14 protein-coding genes and 2 tRNA genes are annotated in these 17561 nt (G+C 59.4%); 7 read left to right on the top strand and 9 right to left on the bottom strand.

What is annotated here, in order from left to right:
* Positions 1–322: 322 nt before the first annotated feature.
* From AC1DYQ_RS18355 to AC1DYQ_RS18345, 3 genes are all read left to right on the top strand, one after another.
* Positions 323–2113: an FAD-dependent oxidoreductase gene (locus AC1DYQ_RS18355; RefSeq protein ID WP_477687987.1), complete on the top strand. Its 1791-nt coding sequence runs from the start codon at positions 323–325 to the stop codon at positions 2111–2113.
* Entirely contained in the window at positions 2113–2313 is a 201-nt protein-coding gene (locus AC1DYQ_RS18350; protein ID WP_477688112.1) for a DUF2783 domain-containing protein, read from the top strand. Before AC1DYQ_RS18355 ends, AC1DYQ_RS18350 begins: the two co-directional genes overlap by 1 nt.
* A 114-nt stretch (positions 2314–2427) precedes the next feature.
* Positions 2428–5364, top strand: coding sequence for a valine--tRNA ligase (locus AC1DYQ_RS18345; protein ID WP_477687986.1), 2937 nt, complete (start codon positions 2428–2430; stop codon positions 5362–5364).
* A 168-nt stretch (positions 5365–5532) separates the two neighbouring features.
* On the opposite strand, the gene AC1DYQ_RS18340 is transcribed toward AC1DYQ_RS18345, so the two are convergent.
* Positions 5533–6549, bottom strand: a complete 1017-nt coding sequence (locus AC1DYQ_RS18340; RefSeq protein ID WP_477687985.1) for an NAD(P)-dependent oxidoreductase — start codon at positions 6547–6549, stop codon at positions 5533–5535.
* 124 nt (positions 6550–6673) lie between these two features.
* Here AC1DYQ_RS18340 and galU point away from each other — a divergent pair, with 124 nt between their 5' ends.
* Entirely contained in the window at positions 6674–7594 is a 921-nt protein-coding gene (galU, locus tag AC1DYQ_RS18335; RefSeq protein ID WP_477687984.1) for a UTP--glucose-1-phosphate uridylyltransferase GalU, read from the top strand.
* A gap of 18 nt (positions 7595–7612) precedes the next feature.
* Here galU and AC1DYQ_RS18330 read toward each other — a convergent pair whose 3' ends face one another.
* From AC1DYQ_RS18330 to cysM, 3 genes are all read right to left on the bottom strand, one after another.
* Positions 7613–7840, bottom strand: coding sequence for a sulfurtransferase TusA family protein (locus AC1DYQ_RS18330; protein ID WP_007867181.1), 228 nt, complete (start codon positions 7838–7840; stop codon positions 7613–7615).
* Between the two features lie 67 nt (positions 7841–7907).
* Positions 7908–8474, bottom strand: a complete 567-nt coding sequence (locus AC1DYQ_RS18325) for an NUDIX hydrolase (RefSeq protein WP_477687983.1) — start codon at positions 8472–8474, stop codon at positions 7908–7910.
* Positions 8475–8589: 115 nt separating this feature from the next.
* Positions 8590–9492 (bottom strand): cysteine synthase CysM, encoded by a 903-nt coding sequence (cysM, locus tag AC1DYQ_RS18320; RefSeq protein ID WP_477687982.1) that lies wholly within the window; start codon positions 9490–9492, stop codon positions 8590–8592.
* Between the two features lie 39 nt (positions 9493–9531).
* Between cysM and AC1DYQ_RS18315 the strand changes: the two genes are divergently transcribed.
* The 3 genes from AC1DYQ_RS18315 to AC1DYQ_RS18305 all read left to right on the top strand — a co-directional run bounded on the left by AC1DYQ_RS18315 (position 9532) and on the right by AC1DYQ_RS18305 (position 11130).
* A tRNA-Leu gene (locus tag AC1DYQ_RS18315) sits at positions 9532–9616 on the top strand.
* A gap of 422 nt (positions 9617–10038) precedes the next feature.
* The gene (locus AC1DYQ_RS18310) at positions 10039–11019 is read left to right on the top strand and encodes an aspartyl/asparaginyl beta-hydroxylase domain-containing protein (protein WP_477687981.1); all 981 of its coding nucleotides are present in this window, start codon (positions 10039–10041) and stop codon (positions 11017–11019) included.
* A gap of 27 nt (positions 11020–11046) precedes the next feature.
* Positions 11047–11130 (top strand) — tRNA-OTHER (locus AC1DYQ_RS18305).
* Between the two features lie 92 nt (positions 11131–11222).
* Here AC1DYQ_RS18305 and AC1DYQ_RS18300 read toward each other — a convergent pair.
* The 5 genes from AC1DYQ_RS18300 to AC1DYQ_RS18280 all read right to left on the bottom strand — a co-directional run.
* The gene (locus tag AC1DYQ_RS18300) at positions 11223–11819 is read right to left on the bottom strand and encodes a 2OG-Fe(II) oxygenase (RefSeq protein WP_477687980.1); all 597 of its coding nucleotides are present in this window, start codon (positions 11817–11819) and stop codon (positions 11223–11225) included.
* Between the two features lie 72 nt (positions 11820–11891).
* The gene (locus AC1DYQ_RS18295) at positions 11892–12080 is read right to left on the bottom strand and encodes a hypothetical protein (protein WP_477687979.1); all 189 of its coding nucleotides are present in this window, start codon (positions 12078–12080) and stop codon (positions 11892–11894) included.
* 17 nt (positions 12081–12097) lie between these two features.
* Positions 12098–14407: a YcaO-like family protein gene (locus tag AC1DYQ_RS18290; protein WP_477687978.1), complete on the bottom strand. Its 2310-nt coding sequence runs from the start codon at positions 14405–14407 to the stop codon at positions 12098–12100.
* Between the two features lies 1 nt (position 14408).
* Positions 14409–15416, bottom strand: coding sequence for a hypothetical protein (locus AC1DYQ_RS18285; RefSeq protein WP_477687977.1), 1008 nt, complete (start codon positions 15414–15416; stop codon positions 14409–14411).
* Between the two features lie 21 nt (positions 15417–15437).
* Positions 15438–17561, bottom strand: a 2124-nt coding sequence (locus tag AC1DYQ_RS18280; protein WP_477687976.1) for a putative Ig domain-containing protein, incomplete at its 5' end; no start/stop codon positions are given.

Raw genomic sequence — 17561 nt, 5'->3', positions numbered from 1 at the left:
TTCGTCTAATTGCCGGAATCAATGCACGACATTGATAAAAACTATCAAATTAATACCATCAATAAATTTAACAAATTAAATAAGAGGCAACTATAGGAAGGGGCAACCATAGCCAGCGACGTGCGGCAGAAAATCATCGTTTTAATTACGTTATGGTAAATTTATTACGGATAGGTAAACAATACGGTCAGAGCTGCCGACGGCACCGGGCCTCTGGGAAAAGTGCATGCCGGCGTCCCGCAGTTGCTATTTTTTTGATAGCTGCTCGCGCCCGTCCAGTATGGCTAAAACAGCCGAAACACGTAAGACGCAGGAACAATCCATGCCGGAGACAAGCACAAAAGGCAGCGCCGCTGCGGCCACACTGGCGGCAGCGTTCACCAACGGCTATGAATTTGCCCAGGGCACGGGCTACACCCTGCCCGAATACCCGTTCGTGGAACCGCCCGAGCTGCAAACAGACGAGGCCAAACGGCACGGTGTCGTCATCGTGGGCGGCGGCATCACCGGTCTGACACTGGCCTGCGCGCTGGCGCAGTACGGCATCAAGGCTTTGCTGCTGGACGAAGACAACACCGTGGGCGTGAAGGGCGCGTCGTCGCGCGGCATTTGTTATGCCCAGAAAACCCTGGAAATCTTCAAGCGCCTGGGCATTTACGAGCGCATTGCCGCCAAAGGCGTGCAGTGGAGCGTGGGCCGCACCTTCGCGGGCGCCGACGAGGTGTATTCGTTTGACCTGCGCCAGCAGCAGACGCATTCACTGAGCCGGCAACCGCCCTTTATCAATATCCAGCAGTTTTATGTCGAGGGTTTCCTGGTGGAGCAGCTCTACCGACCCGCGCCTGAGGACCGCCTCATTGATCTCCGCTGGAGCCACCGCGTCACGGCCTTCGAGCAAAACGACGACTTCGCGACGCTGCAGCTTGAAACGCCCGCCGGTTCGTATTCCCTGGAGGCCGACCATGTCATCGACTGCAGCGGATCGCGCAGCCCGTTTCGCGCCTGGTGCGGCGCGGCAGTCACAGCGCAAAAAGGCGACGACCGCTGGTGCATTGCCGACGTGCGCTTTAAAAACCCGCCGCCGGTGGAGCGCCACACCTGGATCGAAGCGCCTTTTAACGAAGGGCGCGCCGTATGGCAGCACCTGATGGCCGACGGCGTCTGGCGCATCGACTACCAGATGCCGCCGCACGCCAACCCCGAAGAAGTCAGCCGCGAAGACGTGGTGCGCGCACGCCTGAAGGCGCAGTTCAAAAGCCAGGCCGGTCAGGCGCTGGACGATGCCGACTACGAGATCGTCTGGGTCGGCCCCTATGCCTACCGCAGCGAATGCCTCGACAACCTGCGCCATGGCCGCGTGTTCTTTGCCGGTGACGCAGCCCATGTGATGAGCCCCTTCGGCGCACGCGGCGGCAACTCGGGCGTGCAGGACGCCGACAACCTGGCGTGGAAGCTGGCCGCTGTGCTGCAAGGCCGCGCCGCACCCGCATTGCTCGACAGCTATCACCACGAAAGGCATGAGGCGGCGAAGCACAACGTGCTGGTCACCAACCGCACCGCGCGCTTTTTGCGGCCGGCCGACGGCGCGGAGCGGCTGTTTCGCACGGCGGCATTGGGGCTGGCGCGTGAACACCTGTTTGCCCGGCAGCTGGTGAACACCGGGCGCATGTCGACGCCCAACCACTACACGCGGTCTGGCGTCTGCGGGCCTGCGGGCGGGCGGGCCACGCAGAACGCGGGCTTCTCCTGGGCCGATGGCAGCTCAGGCGAGCTGCTGGACTTGTTGACGTGGGCTCATGGGCGCCTGCTGCTGCTGGTGTTTGGCGATGTATCCGGCGCCGGGCTGGCGCGGCTGGCGGCGCTTTCCAGGGAAGCGGACGTGCGCTGCGTGCAAGTGCTGGGGCCCGGCGAGAAAGCCGCCGCAAGGGAGCACGTGATCGACCGCGAAGGCCATCTGCAGGCGACCTGCCATGTTTTTGGCCATGCCTGGGCGCTGCTGCGGCCCGACGGACACGTCGCCGCAACGGGCGAAAGTACGGATGCCTCGGTGGTCCACGCCGTCGCAAGCGCCATGGGTGCGGGCGCCGGCCACGAAACAAGGGATGCATCATGATGAAGCCAGACACCCCCCTGATCACACGAGTGCATTTCCAGAACGCAGACGCGTTTTACGAATGCCTGCTGGACGCCCACCAGGGCCTCTCCCGGGAGGAATCCGAGCTGCTCAACGCCCGGCTGATCCTGCTGATGGCCAACCAGCTGGGCGACACCGCGGTATTGCAGGCTTGCGTGGCCGCGGCCCGCCAGGCCTGAGCACTGCAGGGCCAACGGCCGGCAAGCCGCAGCGGCCAGCCCCAGTCGAATAAAATCAGCGGAGTTTCACCCAACCCAAGGCGGCATCCCTTCGATGCCGTTTTTCATTGCCCCATGACCAACGCTGCCGCCCCCACCCTTGCCACCCCTGCAGATACCGCCAACACAGCCGCTGAGGCCGTGAAAGTCGCCACGCCGGGGCTGGACGGCCTGGCCAAGTCCTTCGAGCCGGCCGCGATTGAAAGCCGCTGGGGCCCCGAATGGGAGCAAAGCGGCCAGTACGAGCCTACGCTGGATGCGTCCAAACCCTCGTTCTCCATCCAGCTGCCGCCGCCCAACGTGACGGGCACGCTGCACATGGGCCATGCCTTCAACCAGACCATCATGGATTCGCTCACGCGGTACCACCGCATGCGCGGCCACAACACGCTGTGGGTGCCCGGCACCGACCATGCCGGCATCGCCACGCAGATCGTGGTGGAGCGCAAGCTTCAGGGCGAGGGTAAAAGCCGCCACGACCTGGGCCGCAAAAATTTCGTCGCCAAAGTGTGGGAATGGAAGGAAGAGTCCGGCACCACCATCACGCGCCAGATGCGCCGCATGGGCGACTCTGTGGCCTGGAAGCACGAGTACTTCACCATGGACCCGAAGATGTCGACGGTCGTCACCTCGACCTTTGTGCAGCTTTACAAGCAGGGCCTGATTTATCGCGGCAAGCGCCTGGTGAACTGGGACCCGATCCTCAAATCCGCCGTGTCCGACCTGGAAGTCGAGAACGAAGAGCGCGACAGCTTCATGTGGCACATCGAGTACCCCTTCAGCGACGGCCCGCAGAAAGCCGCTGACGGCTCGGCGCTGCGCGGCATGCACATTGCCACCACACGGCCCGAAACCATGCTGGCCGACGGTGCGCTGGCGGTGCACCCGGACGACGAGCGCTACAAGCACCTGGTCGGCAAGATGGTCGACCTGCCGCTGTGCGACCGGAAAATTCCGGTGATCACCGATGACTACGTTGACCCCGAATTCGGCAGCGGCGTGGTGAAGATCACCGGCGCGCACGACTTCAACGACTACCAGGTCGCCCTGCGCCACAACCTGCCGCTGATCACCATCTTCACCCTGGACGCGAAGATCAACGAAAACGGGCCCGCCCAATACCAGGGCCTGGACCGTTATGACTGCCGCAAAGCCGTGCTGAAAGACCTCGAAGAGCAAGGCTTCCTCGAAAAAGCCGTGCCGCACAAAAACATGGTGCCGGTGTGCGCGCGCACCGGTGCAGTGGTCGAACCCATGCTGACCGACCAGTGGTTTGTGGCGCTCAGCAAGGTGAGTGAGCAGGACCCGACCGGAAAATCCATTTCGCAAAAGGCGCGCGATGCGGTGGCCAGCGGCGACGTGAAGTTCGTGCCCGAGCAGTGGGTGAACACCTACAACCAGTGGATGAACAATATCCAGGACTGGTGCATTTCGCGCCAGCTCTGGTGGGGCCACCAGATCCCGGCCTGGTATGACGAAGACGGCAAGGTCTATGTCGCTGAAAACGAGGCAGCAGCACAGGCCCAGGCCCCCGGTAAAAAACTCACGCGCGATGAAGACGTACTCGACACCTGGTACTCGTCGGCGCTCGTTCCTTTTTCTTCATTGGGCTGGCCCGAAAAGACGAAAGAGCTCGACCTCTTCTTGCCATCAAGCGTGCTGGTCACCGGCTACGACATCATCTTCTTCTGGGTCGCCCGGATGATCATGATGACCACGCACTTCACCGGCCAGGTGCCCTTCAGACACGTGTACATCCACGGTTTGGTTAAAGACGCACAGGGCAAGAAGATGAGCAAGTCCGAAGGCAATGTGCTGGACCCGGTCGATTTGATTGACGGCATCGAGCTCGCGCCCCTGCTCGAAAAACGCTCGCAAGGCCTGCGCAAGCCCGAGACGGCGCCGCAGGTGCGCAAGAACACCGAAAAGGAATTCCCCGCCGGCATTCCAGGCTACGGCGCCGATGCGCTGCGTTTTACCTTCGCCTCGCTTGCCAGTCTGGGCCGCAGCATCAACTTCGACAGCAAACGCTGCGAGGGCTACCGCAACTTCTGCAACAAGCTCTGGAACGCCACGCGCTTCACGCTGATGAACTGCGAAGGCCAGGACTGCGGGCTGGAAGAGCACACCAAAGAGCAATGCGCACCCGGCGGCGAGTTCCACAACTACCTGAGCTTCTCGCAGGCCGACCGCTGGATTTCATCGACCATGCAGCGCGTGGAAGCCGACGTGGCCAAAGGCTTTGCCGACTACCGCCTCGACAACGTCGCCGGCAGCATCTACCAGTTTGTCTGGGACGAGTTCTGCGACTGGTACCTCGAGATCGCCAAGGTGCAGATACAGACCGGCACCGATGCGCAAAAGCGCGCCACACGCCGCACACTGATCCGCACACTCGAAGCAACCCTGCGCCTGGCGCATCCGGTCATTCCGTTCATCACGGAAGAGCTGTGGCAGACCGTGGCTCCCGTCGCCGGCAAAACAGGCAAGTTCATCGGCGTCGCGCCTTACCCGCAAAGCCAGCCCGAGAAGATTGATGAAAAGGCCGAAGCGCATGTCACCAAACTCAAGACGCTCGTGGATGCCTGCCGCAACCTGCGCGGCGAAATGAAGGTGTCTCCGGCTACCCGCATGCCGCTTTATGTGCTGGGCGACACCGCCTTCATGCAGGGCGTCGCCCCGGTGCTCAAGGCCCTGGCCAAGCTCAGCGAAGTGAAAGTATTCGACGACGAAGCCAGTTGGGCCGCTGCGGCGCAGTCTGCACCGGTGGCCATCGTCGGCGAAGCGCGCCTGTGCCTTTACATGGAAGTCGACCTGGCCGCAGAAAAGATTCGCCTGCAAAAGGAAGAGGCTCGCCTGGCAGGAGAGATCACCAAGTCCGAGACCAAGCTCGCCAATGAAGCCTTCGTCAACAAGGTGCCCCCGGCCGTGCTGGAACAGGAACGCAAACGCCTGGCCGACAACCAGGCAGCCCTGGCCAAGATCCGCGAGCAACTGGCACGGCTGAAATAAGCGATAGCCACTCCGTAAAAAGCCCCGCAATGCGGGGCTTTTTTGTAGTGCGGCAAGAAGATTCCCTTCAAGCAGGGGCCGCGGAACCGGCTTTGCCGGGCCGCAGGCGCAGCGGCCCCCTCGGGGGGCAGGAAGCTACACGCAGTGAGCGACCGTGGGGGCCAACATCTATCTGGTCATGAATTCGGGTTCAGACCACTGCGACGGCGGGACACTGCCCGGCGACTCCAGACCCATGGGGGTGCTGGTCAACTGGTCCATGCCGCTGTGCTGCGTGCCCAGAGCTTCATGCATACGGTGGGCTACATACCAGCTCGAGCGCAGGCGTGCCTCGCGTGTGTGGGAGCCCAGGCGCGGCGTAACAAACAGGTTCTTCAGCCCTTTGAGCGGGGAGGTGTCACCCAGGAAACTTGCTTCGGCGCCGTCCAGGATGCAGGCCTCAATGCGGCCATCGCACAGCGCAGCGGCCAATGCGCCTTCATCAAACAATTCGCTGCGGCTGATGCCAACCCACAACTGGCCGCGCTTGCAGCCCGCCAGCAGTTTGTCGTTCACGAAACCCCGGAACCGGGTGGCATACAGCATCTGCACTGACACGGCATCAGACTGGCTGACCAGCTCTGGCAAGGAAACAGGCTGTATGCGAAGGCGCTCCCAAATGGGCGCAGTGTGATGAACCGCAGGGTCGTAGCCGACAAGCCGCACGCCGAGCCCGCTCAGCATGCCGGCCAGCGTGTGCGCCGTCGGGGCCAGGCCCAGAATGCCCACGGTGCTGCCATGAAGCTCGCGCCCCATCTGCGTCGTGGGATGACGGCGTCCCATCAAGGCCGAGACAAGGCCGCGACGGTACAGCAACAACAGGCTGCTCAAAAGGTATTCTGCGTTGGAGCGGACGTTGGCGCTGCTGGCATGCACGACCTTGATGTCGCGCTCCTTGCAGGCCTCCAGGTCGGTGTTGTCGGTTCCCACGTGCAGGCGCCCGATGGCCTTGAGCCTGGGCAGGAAATCGAGGAACTCGCGCGTGACCACAGTCTGGCGCGGAAAAACAATGCCTTTGGTTTTGTACGCGATCTTGCGCAGCGATGTCAGATCGTCGGCAAGCTCTGGATGGTAGGCGACGCCATGCCGGGTTTCAAGCCAGGCCATTGCTTCGGGCACTAACGCATCAAGAAGTAAGATGTCCACTCAGTCAATCCTTTTTCCTGCAAACTCTCGATTGCGTGCTGTGCCCACGCAGATTCGGGCATTTGTCCGACCCACGCGCTGTACCAACAACGCAACACTTTAGGCTTTTATTCGGTCAAAGTCGATGCAAAAATTTACATTAAATAAAGCTCTCTTCCCGGTTGCTGGTCTCGGCACCCGTTTTCTGCCAGCCACCAAGGCCCAACCCAAGGAAATGCTCCCTGTGGTCGACAAGCCGTTGATCCAGTACGCAGTGGAAGAAGCCTACGCCGCAGGCATCCGACACATGATTTTTGTTACTGGACGCAATAAACGGGCCATCGAAGATCACTTCGATACTGCTTATGAACTAGAGAATGAACTTGAAGTAGCCCAAAAGCACGCGTTGTTGTCACTGGTGCGCTCAGTCCAACCGGACGACATGAATTTTTCCTATGTGCGCCAGCCCCGCTCGCTGGGCCTCGGCCATGCCGTGCTGTGTGCCGAGCACCTGGTGGGCCAGGAGGCTTTTGCCGTGTTGCTGGCCGACGACCTGATGGTCGGCCCGAAAGGCGGCCAGCCCGTGCTGGCCCAGATGGCGGCGCAATTTGCCGAGGTCCAGCAATCCATCCTGGCGGTGCAGGAGGTCCCTCTCGATCAAACCCGCCGTTACGGCATCGTGGCCACTGAAGGCGCCAGCACCGGCCTCATGAAAGTCAAAAGGATTGTCGAAAAGCCGGCGCCTGAGGTGGCACCTTCACGCATGGGCGTGGCCGGGCGCTACATCCTGACCCCCGCGATTTTTGGGCACATCCGCAAGCAGACATCCGGCGTGGGCGGCGAATTGCAGCTCACCGACGGGATCTCGAGCCTGCTGGGCCAGGAGAGCGTGTATGCCTTCCAGTACGAGGGCAAACGTTATGACTGCGGAAGCAAGGAAGGCTTCCTGGAAGCGACCGTAGAGTTGGCTCTGGAGCACCCGGAAGTGGGTGTGTATTTCCGGAATTACCTGGACAACCTGCAAATTGGCTGGTCCGGCCGGGAACGCCGCAAACAGGTAGCCTGATAACCGCCTGTTACAGAATCAACGGCGCTTTAAAACGTGAATAAAGTCACTACCGGCAACCTGCTGCTCGACCAGTTCGTTGCCGGTTTGTTTGGCAAATGCCTGGAAATCACGCGTAGAGCCGGCGTCGGTTGATACAACTCGAAGCAGCTGGCCGCTGAGCATTTCCGTCAGCGCTTTTTTGGCTTTCAGGATGGGAAGCGGGCAATTGAGGCCGCGGGTGTCGAGTTCTTTGTCGATGTTCATGAAGATCCTTGGGTTGCCGCGATTTTAAGCAAAGCGCAAAGCCCCTTCTACCCGGCAATATCCGGTTTTACCCGGCCTTGCCGTCGCCGTCCGGTTCCACCTTGCTCAGCACGGTAGCCCAATCCACAAACTCAGGTTCATGGCCGCGCGTGCGCAGCCAGTCGGCCAGCGCGTAGCCAGTGCCCGCAGGCCAGCATTTGAGCTTGTCCAGGTCGTAGAGCCGGTAGTCCACCAGCTCCGGCGACAGGCTGACATCCCCCGTGCAAACTGCGTGGTAGGCAATGATGATCTGGTTCATGCGCTGGAAGTCATAGACGCCAATCAAATCAAGCGAGGTGGTGTCCAGGCTGGTTTCTTCCTTGATTTCGCGTGCTATGCCGCCTTGGGGGGTTTCCCCGGCCTCCATGAAGCCGGTGATCAGCGCGTACATTTTGCCGGGCCAGGCGGCATTGCGGGCCAGCAAAACCTGGCCCTTGTATTCAATCACGGCGGCCAGCACGGGCGTGGGGTTGTTCCAGTGGGTGTAGCCGCAGGCCGGGCAACGCAGCCGCGCCTTCTCGCCGCCGTCTTCCATCTGCGACACCATGGCCAGCGGCGTCGCGCAGTTGGGGCAAAACCTGAATTCGTGGGTCATGGTGAAGAAAGGAAGATGAAAAAGAAGGGCTAAGCGGCATCGTTCGCTATTGTTTTTATAGCTGCTTGCGCCCGTTGCATATGGTCTACAGCTCGTTTTATGCTTTAAAAACGGCTCAAGCCGGAAATACGCCGGTAGACAGGTAGCGGTCGCCGCGGTCGCATACGACAAAGACGATCACGGCGTCTTTCACGGTTTTGGCTATTTCCTGCGCGACCCAGAGCGCCCCTGCCGCCGAGATGCCGGCAAAAATACCTTCCTCGCGCGCCAGGCGGCGGCACATGTCTTCAGCGTCAGCCTGGCTCACCAGTACCAGTTCATCGACCTGGCGGGGGTCGTAAATCTTGGGCAGGTACTCCTGTGGCCATTTGCGGATGCCGGGAATGCGCGAGCCCTCGCTGGGCTGGGCGCCGATGACCTTGATGGCCGGGTTTTTCTCTTTCAGATAGCGAGAAACGCCGGTAATCGTGCCGGTTGTACCCATCGCACTGACAAAATGTGTCACTTTGCCTGACGTATCTGTCCATATTTCGGGCCCGGTGGTCTCGTAATGGACGCGCGGATTGTCCGGGTTGGCGAACTGGTCCAGCACCCGGCCTTTGCCTTCTTTTTGCATCTGATCGGCCAGGTCGCGCGAATATTCGATACCGGCGCTTTTGGGCGTCAGGATCAATTCGGCGCCAAAAGCCTTCATGGTCTGGGCGCGTTCAATGCTCAGGTCCTCCGGCATGATCAGGACCATCTTGTAGCCCTTGATCGCCGCGGCCATGGCCAGGGCAATGCCCGTGTTGCCGGAAGTGGCTTCAATCAGCGTGTCGCCCGGCTTGATGTCGCCGCGCTCTTCCGCGCGCTTGATCATGGACAGCGCCGGGCGGTCTTTGACGGAACCGGCGGGGTTGTTGCCTTCGAGCTTTCCCAGGATAACGTTGCCGCGGGCGGCGTTCTCGGCGGCATAAATACGTTGCAGTGCGACCAGAGGCGTTTTGCCAATCGCGTCTTCAATGGTTGGATAGTTCATGGCCACACTGTGCCATAATTTGAGGCTTCGCTCATTTGCGCCCGGGTGGTGAAATTGGTAGACGCAGGGGACTCAAAATCCCCCGCCGCAAGGCGTGCCGGTTCGATTCCGGCCCCGGGCACCACATCCCGAAAGCCGGACGGTTTCAAACTGATCCGGCTTTTTCTTTTCATAAGCGTGGTGGTGACAATCGGATGGTTTGCGCTTGCAGCCTGACGCCCGCGCCGCCTCACACAGGCCTTGCCCAGTCGCCAGCATTTGAAGACTCGTACGCGACGATCATCGGGGCAGATCCGCGAGGCCGACTTGTGCACGTGCTTGAGGTCGCCTTCCGCTGGATATATGCAGCACTCTTGAAGAATGTTCAGCACGGTGAACGGCCGAGGCTTGTCAGAGTTTTCGCCGCCGGGCTTGACGCCATCTCCAGCGAAAAGCAGCAACAAGGGCGTGCGGCATGCATATACTCAAACCCTTGCCCGGCTCAGGACCGCACATGAAAACCAGGCAAGCCCTTATTCATCTCCAATACAAGACGGTCAAGTTGCCATGCAAAAAGCAAACTGTTCCCGAGGCATCTTTGAAGACCTTCTTTGCCAGAGTCTTTTTGAGCCGGAGCTGTTGAAGAATGTGGCGACCCTGCTGGACCAGGACCCTTACTTCATGCGGGGACATCTGGAGATGTTGTGGAGTGCCCAGAAAAAAGACCATCAAGAACTCTATGCCGGGGTTTTGCATGATGCCTTGGCCTCAGCGGCCGCGCTTTACCGCGGCGGCGAGCTTCAGCTGAACACCATGGCGCATTGGACACTCTCGGATTTCGAAAGCCTGCGGGAGGTTTTACGGATGGGACTCCAAAGGAAGGAGCTTTCCCTGTGGAAACGGGCAGGCATCTTTCGCCAGCTGAGAAGCCTGTCCCGCGCGATGCAGTCCATGCCGCCCGCAGACACTTGCGAGCAAAAATACCTTGTGTTCCAGAAGACTGTGGATGTGCGCGAAATTGCCGCGGAGGTGAAGGGCATTGCGCCTTACTGGTGGGGCGTCCACACCCGCAGGCAGGAGACCCTGGACCACCATAGGCACACGCAGTCTATTGTGGTCAGGAACAGAAAAGTGCATGAGCGAGATTACCTTCCCGCCGATGGCGTCCACGAGAGCGAGGAGACGGCTTTCTCCAGGAAATACCCCAAAACCAATGCGCTCGTGACCTTGTTGGCGCAGGAACTGGGTCTGGCCTTGGGTCGCGTTGTGCTTGTCAGGCTACCGGCCCACCACCAGGTTTACCGGCACTACGATGACGAAGAGTACCTGGAGAAGAGAGACCGCTACCACTTGGTGGTGAGCTGCGGCGAGCGCAATGTATTGGAGTCCGGCAACAATCGCTTTAACGTGAAACCCGGCGAGCTCTGGTTCTTTGACAACAAGGTGATGCACAGAGCCGCGAATCCATCCGGCACGCCGCGCGTGCATATTATTTTTGATGGGTATCCACTTGGGAAACTGGGTCAGTCTCCCGTGGAACCACCCTAGGCTCGTGTGGAGGCTTAGCTCCTCGCGGCCCGGGTGGTGAAATTGGTAGACGCAGGGGACTCAAATCCCCCGTCACAAGGCGTGCCGATTCGATTCCGGCCCCGGGCACCACATCCCGAAAGCCAGACGGTTTCAGACCGATCCGGCTTTTTCTTTGGCCACTGCCGCGAGCACAGCGCACCCGGCACCGGTGAACATGACGACTAAGCCGACGCCAGCCGCCAGAATTTAAAGACCAGCACGCGCCGGTCATTGGGGCAAATTCGCGATACCGACCTTCCAACGTGCTTCGGATCCCCTTCGGCTATCACCACGCGGCCGGGTTTCGGCATCACAGCACCGGTGATTTCGTCCTGCTCGTCAAAGAAAAGTGTTTCGCCTGCCCACGCAATATTCCATTCCTTGCTGCAGTACACGAGCACCGTCACGTGGTTGGCTCGATGATCCTCTTCAACGATGTCCTGGTGCACCTGCCCCTCAGTGCCGAAAGTGTTGGCGCTCAACATGCATTCATAAAGACGCACGGGAAACCCCAAATGGGCTTTGACCTGACTCCAGCATTCAACAATTGAGCGCAGGCTTTCATCCAGCGCCAGCAATTTCGGTTCTACATCCTCCTCAAATGGCTTTTCGGTGAACGCGATGGGATAGTACCAATGCATGTCCAGCTCGTGGGACTTGAAGCGCTCCCAACGATTGAGGAAATACATGGGCATCCAGGAAACCGTTTCGATTAACCGGCCCTTGAATTCATCTGAAAACAGATCGTCAGAGACTCTGACATTCGACCCTAAAAGCATGCGTGAGCCCCGAAATAAAAAAACCGCAGAACGCGGTGAGAACGCCGAAGCGATCTCACCGGCCCGGCCCGATCAGCGCTCGATGTTATCGCCACCGCCACCACAACCCAGAGGCAGGCCGACCTTGTGCGGCAAACGGACGCGTTGCACGGCGCTCCACTTGCTATGGGTGCTTAGCGTGTTACCCACGGGATTGATCTCCTGTTCACGTGACGGAACGCCCTTGGCGGTTTGAGGTTTTGGGGTCTGGTTTTTTTTCATGAAATCTCCTGTGAAAGTTAAGGAAAGGGATGCGGGAATTTTGATCCAGGATGGACGCGAGGAACCATTCCCAAAGGTTCTCGCAGGTGACCGAAAGAAATAGGCAGCAACCCGGGGACCAGCACTTTTACCACCGAAAGTGGCGTCCGGCCCTGGTCGACAAAGCAATGCCGGGGTGTGATATCCACCATGACCGGGCTCAGCCCACGGGCCGTAAACCGTTTGATCAGTTGCGCGGCTGTCTTGAATTGCAACGGGGCAATACGTACGTCGGAGGCATCCGTAGCCGGGAAAAGAACATGGTCGGCGCGCCTGAAGTAGCGCTTCAAACCGTACAGCTCAAAATGATGGTCTGTAGTGGTGACGTCTGCCGGCCCTGTGATCTGCGGCTCATGGCCGTGAATCCACGCATAGACCCGTGCCTCCGTCTCATCCAGCGCGCCCTCGAGCGCCCTCTTGAAATCCGCGCTGGCCGCAGTCCCCATGGTGGTGAAATGAAGTGTTTCGTTCTGGACAGCAACCAGGCACACATGGGCCCAAGGGGAATTCAGTTTCTGAATCACCACCTTGCAGCCGGCTTGCTCAAGGGCATGAATGCGACTGCGGATTTGCGGTGACAAGGAAGCCTGCTTTACAACATGGCCGGGCGACTGGGCGAGCCAGTGCCTCATAAAGGCATCGCGCTCGATGACTTCCAATAACGCCCGAAAAACCGCATCGTCCAGTGACGTACTTGCTGCACAACCTGACGACGTCACCTGGGAAAAAGGCCGCCGCTGGATTTTTGCATGGGAAGCCAGGCTTGCGCGCGAAAACACCAGTTCGGCCAGAATTTGCACCGCTTCCCCGGACCTCAAATCAACGCCGGCAGTCCACAGATGGGGCACTTCGGCATCGAAGCGTTCATACGGAAATTCCGGATCTGCGTATTGCTTGTCGGTGTATTTGACGAACTGGGCCGGATCGAGTCCGTTCGGAAAAGAGTCCAGCCGGCCCCAGGTAAGCTGGCGGGGCTCCCGAAATCCTTCACGCTCAACGGCTTCCGCAGACGCCTTGCGAAAAGCAAGCCAGGGGTCGGCGTCCCTGCCCCAGGTGTGGGGCCGGTTGTCGTCGGACTTGACCAATTTGGCCCTGCCGAAGTGGAAAGGCATGGCAAAGCGTGCCGAATCACTGTCCACCCAAGCGAACTCCAGCTCGGGTGAACGATCGATCAGGCGGATCTGTTCAGGTGTGGGCTTTGCACCAAATATCGCCGCCCCCAGCACCAGTTCCCCCTCGAGCCGGCACATCTTGACGACGATGGTTTCGTAATAACCCCCTATCGTCGCGAAACCCAAGCCGAGTTGCGATGCGCTCAGGCCGGCATTGTGCAAACCGGCCCCTGCTTCCATAAAGAGGTACTGCAAGGAACGGTTGCGATACCGCATGGCCGCCACTTGGGTGTCTGCCGCCAGAAAAACGGCTCCGGTGGCATAGGTCAGCTCCCAGGGCTTGGAAAACGCCCTTGGCATCAACTGTTGACCATCACCGAGGAGTTCCAGCGCAACCATCCCTTCATCCGGATAGCTGACGCGGTAGACACCAGGCTTGTATGCGCCCACGTTTTTCTGCAAGGCCACGAATACCTGCACGAGCTGCATTCCACCGGCCGAAGCAATGGTTCGCTTGGGTGTGACATAACCGACGCGCTCATGCTTGACGCTCACCACACCCGCCACTGCCCACAGCAAGCCCAACAGGGCGCGCTCGGAAATATCCCTTTCGTCAAAGGTGTACGTCGACACACGCTCAGCGAAAAAATCCCGCAATGGCTGCGCCGTTACCTTGCGGGTGCCAGGTGGAAGCCCTGCTGCCACACCTTCTTTATTCCAGAGGAATCTCCGGCAAATCTGGTTCGTAATGGCTGCATCCGCCGCCAAGCCAAAAGGGCTGCCCTGGAACGCATAACGCGCCGCATGCGCGCTGACCAAATTGGCATCAATCAGCGCGCCTTGGTCCAATAAAAATTCAATGAACTGCTTGAACTCCACTGCATCAAAGCCCGCGGGCAAGCGCTGCAATATCTCGGTGACTGTTCGCGTGCCGTCGCACAGTTTGAATACCTGTGCCAGCATGTTTTTGGGCGCCTGTACTTCGACATCTTGCGTCGCATTGCGAACCACAAGCAGCATTCCCTCAAGTCGGCAAGAGCCAGCAAGCATCGGAGACAGGCGACCGGGATCCTTAAAGCTCGTCCTCACATCCGTGGGCGTGGCGTCATTGAGCACTCTGTTGAGCGCCAAAGCAGGCGGCCTGCGGGAAGGCGATAAGGAAGACGTCTCAGCCATATCAGGATTTCTTGTCCGCACCGAACAGGGACAAAAAGACGAACGGATATCCCTCTGGGGGAAGCATTGGATTTGAGTTGATCTCCAGCCACCACACCTTGCCAGCTTCGTCGACCACGCCATCGATTGCATAGAGCACCGGTGCCTTGAAGCGACTAAAGCTTTCCTGTGCAGCTTTCACGCCAATCGCATCAATCTGCTGCCTGACCTGCGCATTGACGCGGCCCAGGTCGTTGTCCGACTCCGCACGAGGCGCTGTAGAGGCGTAATGGCGGCCGTAGCGGAAGTCGATCCAGACCTCGCGCCCCACATCCAGGACCTGCGTGGGAAGAACCTGCTGGAAGGCAAGCGAAGAAAGTACGTTCCCATTGCCTCCGTCAGCGCCAAGTGTTTGACCCGTGCGCGCCAGTCGCGCTTCGATCAGTGCTTGTGCGGTCGATACGCCATCGCCGACCACGGTGGGATAGGCATGAACGTGCGCATAAAAAGCCGTTGCCCCCCAGAACCAGACTTTCAGGTTGGTACCAACAATAAATTGCTCGGCAAAATCAACACCACGATTCTGGCTCTCCGGTCCCGCATACTTGATCTTTGGCACTTCGCCAGCATCCCGGTAAGGACCCAGAATCTGGTAACCGAACGACCCCGTCGATTGCTTCACCAGGAAGCCACCTTTGGCATCGCTGATAGAGGGCCACGTTTCCGGAAAACCGAGTCCGGCCTTTTTCAGAAACTCCTTGAACACCAATTTGTCCTGCGCAAAATCCCATCGCAGGATGTCGTAAGGCAACCAGCCGATGAAACCTGTCACGTTTTTAGCCAGTTCCGTCGAATAGGCCATCTGCCCATTGTTATTCAACAGAAATCTGGGTTTGAGCGTGTAGTAGCGATTGCGGAGCTTCACCTCGAGGTTAAAAGTTCTGACGTCCAGGTCGACCTGGGCGTCGGAACTGTCGGCCCAGGCTTTGAGAGCCCGGAAATGATTCAGGGTAACGGGTATGTAGGACATTAATAAAGAGGAGTCTTGCGGTTACTGCCAGTTGGCGGCAATCACCGGCGCAAGCGCGGTTGAATAGTTGGAAGGCAAGGTAGTTTGCCCTGCCGTCGGCGGAGAGAAAGAAGCCATCGCACTTACCAGGTTTTGCACCTGGCTGGCCAACAACGTCTTGCTTCCGTCAGTGGTCTTGAACTCCTCCACCCTGTATTGCGCGCCCAGGTACCAGTTCGAAATGATGAATTTGTCACCTGTCCCTACGATGCTGGCCTCCAGGTCGTTGTTGACCTGGCGGAACCAGATCTGGTCGGCGGCCACTGAAGGCATGAACTTCACAACGTCATTGTTACCCGCAGTGCTGTCGTTCTCCTGGATGGTGTCGGTATTCGCCCCTCTGCCCAGCAAATAGGTATCGCTACCGCCTCCTCCAGCCAGTACATTATTGGCGTTGTTGCCGGTCAGCACATTGTTCAATGCGTTGCCGGTGCCATTGATCGCCGCGCTGCCGGTCAACGTCAGGTTCTCCTGGTTCGTACCCAGCACATAGTTGACAGAGGCACTGACCGTGTCCACGCCGCCCGAGTCCGACACCACTGTCTGTGCCACTACGTTCGGCGCCCAGTAGGTATACGGGACCATCACCGATACCCACTCAGGTGTGTACATCGGGTTCCCATATTCGTCATAGCCCTGAGCTGAGAGATAAACCACGCTACCTTCGTTGTAGTAGTAGTACCGGTAGTAGCCCTGGTCGGTGTAAGCCGTCGCGTAGTGCCCCTGGTCCACATAGGTCGTCGTGCTGGTGGTCTCCACCACGCTGTCGCCGGCGTTGTCCACCACATAGATGTCGTCGCCTGCGCCGCCGTTGAGCACGTCCGCCCCCGCTCCACCGTCCAGCAGGTCGTTGCCTGTGCCTGCGTTGAGCGTGTCGTTGCCGTCCAGCCCGTACATCAGGTCTCGTCCCGTTGTGCCCGTCAGTGTTTCTGCAGAAGCGGTACCGTTGATCACGTTGGCAATATCAAGCGAGAACCCTGCCAGCACAAAAGCCCCGGCAGCATCGGTCGCCTTGATCGAAAGGCTCACAATGCCGGATGCCGTGTCGGGTGGGGTTCCGGACAGTGTGCGCGTTGACGAATTGAAGGTCAGCCATGAAGGCAAGGCAGCCCCACCGGCCAGCGTTGCGCTCAGAACCAAACTGTCGCCGACATCCACATCACCAAACGTACCAACAGGCAATACGTAACTGAATGCCTGGGTTTCGCTGGCTTGCTGGTTCTGCAATGGTGCCAAGACCGTGGGGGCATCATTGGTATTGGTAACCGTCACGTTGAAAACACTGCCGATCGCGGCTCCAGCCGTGTCGGTTGCAGTTACCTTGAGCGCAAGGGTACCGACATCGGCATTCAGTGGCGTGCCACTGAACGTACGGGTTGTCGCATTGAACGACAGCCATGCAGGCAACGCGGCGCCAGTGGCCAGGCTGGCGCTGAATGTGAGCACATCGCCTGCATCCACATCACCAAAAGCGTTCGCCGGCACCACGTAGCTGAATGCCTGGTCTTCGTTCACCTGCTGGTTCTGCAAGGCGGTGAGAACCGTTGGCGAATCGTTGGTGTTGGCAATCGTCACATTAAAAGCGCTGCTGACTGCTGCCCCCGCCGAGTCTGTCGCTGTGACCTTGAGCGCCAGGACGCCCACATCGGCATTCAGCGGCGTTCCGCTGAACGTGCGGGTTGCCGCATTGAATGTCAACCATGAAGGCAACGCCGCGCCATTGGCCCGACTCGCGTTATACGTGAGGGTGTCGCCCAGGTCCACATCGCCAAACGTACCCATTGGCACGACATAACTGAAAACCTGGTCTTCGTTCACCTGCTGGTTCTGCAGGGAAGCCACAACAGTCGGCGCATCATTGGTATTGATCACCGTCACATTGAAGGTACCGCTGACAGTCGCTCCCTGGGTGTCGGTCGCCGTCACCTTCAAGGCCAGCAGGCCCACGTTGGCGTTCAGGGGCGTTCCGCTGAAGGTATGCGTCGCAGCATTAAAGCTCAGCCAGCCCGGCAGCGCGCTACCGTCGGCCAGGCGGGCGCTGTAGCTCAGCACATCGCCTGCGTCCAGGTCTGCAAACGTGCCCACCGGCAGCGTGTAGCTCCATAC

The sequence above is a fragment of the Polaromonas sp. P1_F4 genome, from assembly GCF_056405675.1.
The sequence above is the reverse complement of the archived record's forward strand: the minus strand, read 5'-3'. Positions and strand labels throughout refer to the sequence as shown.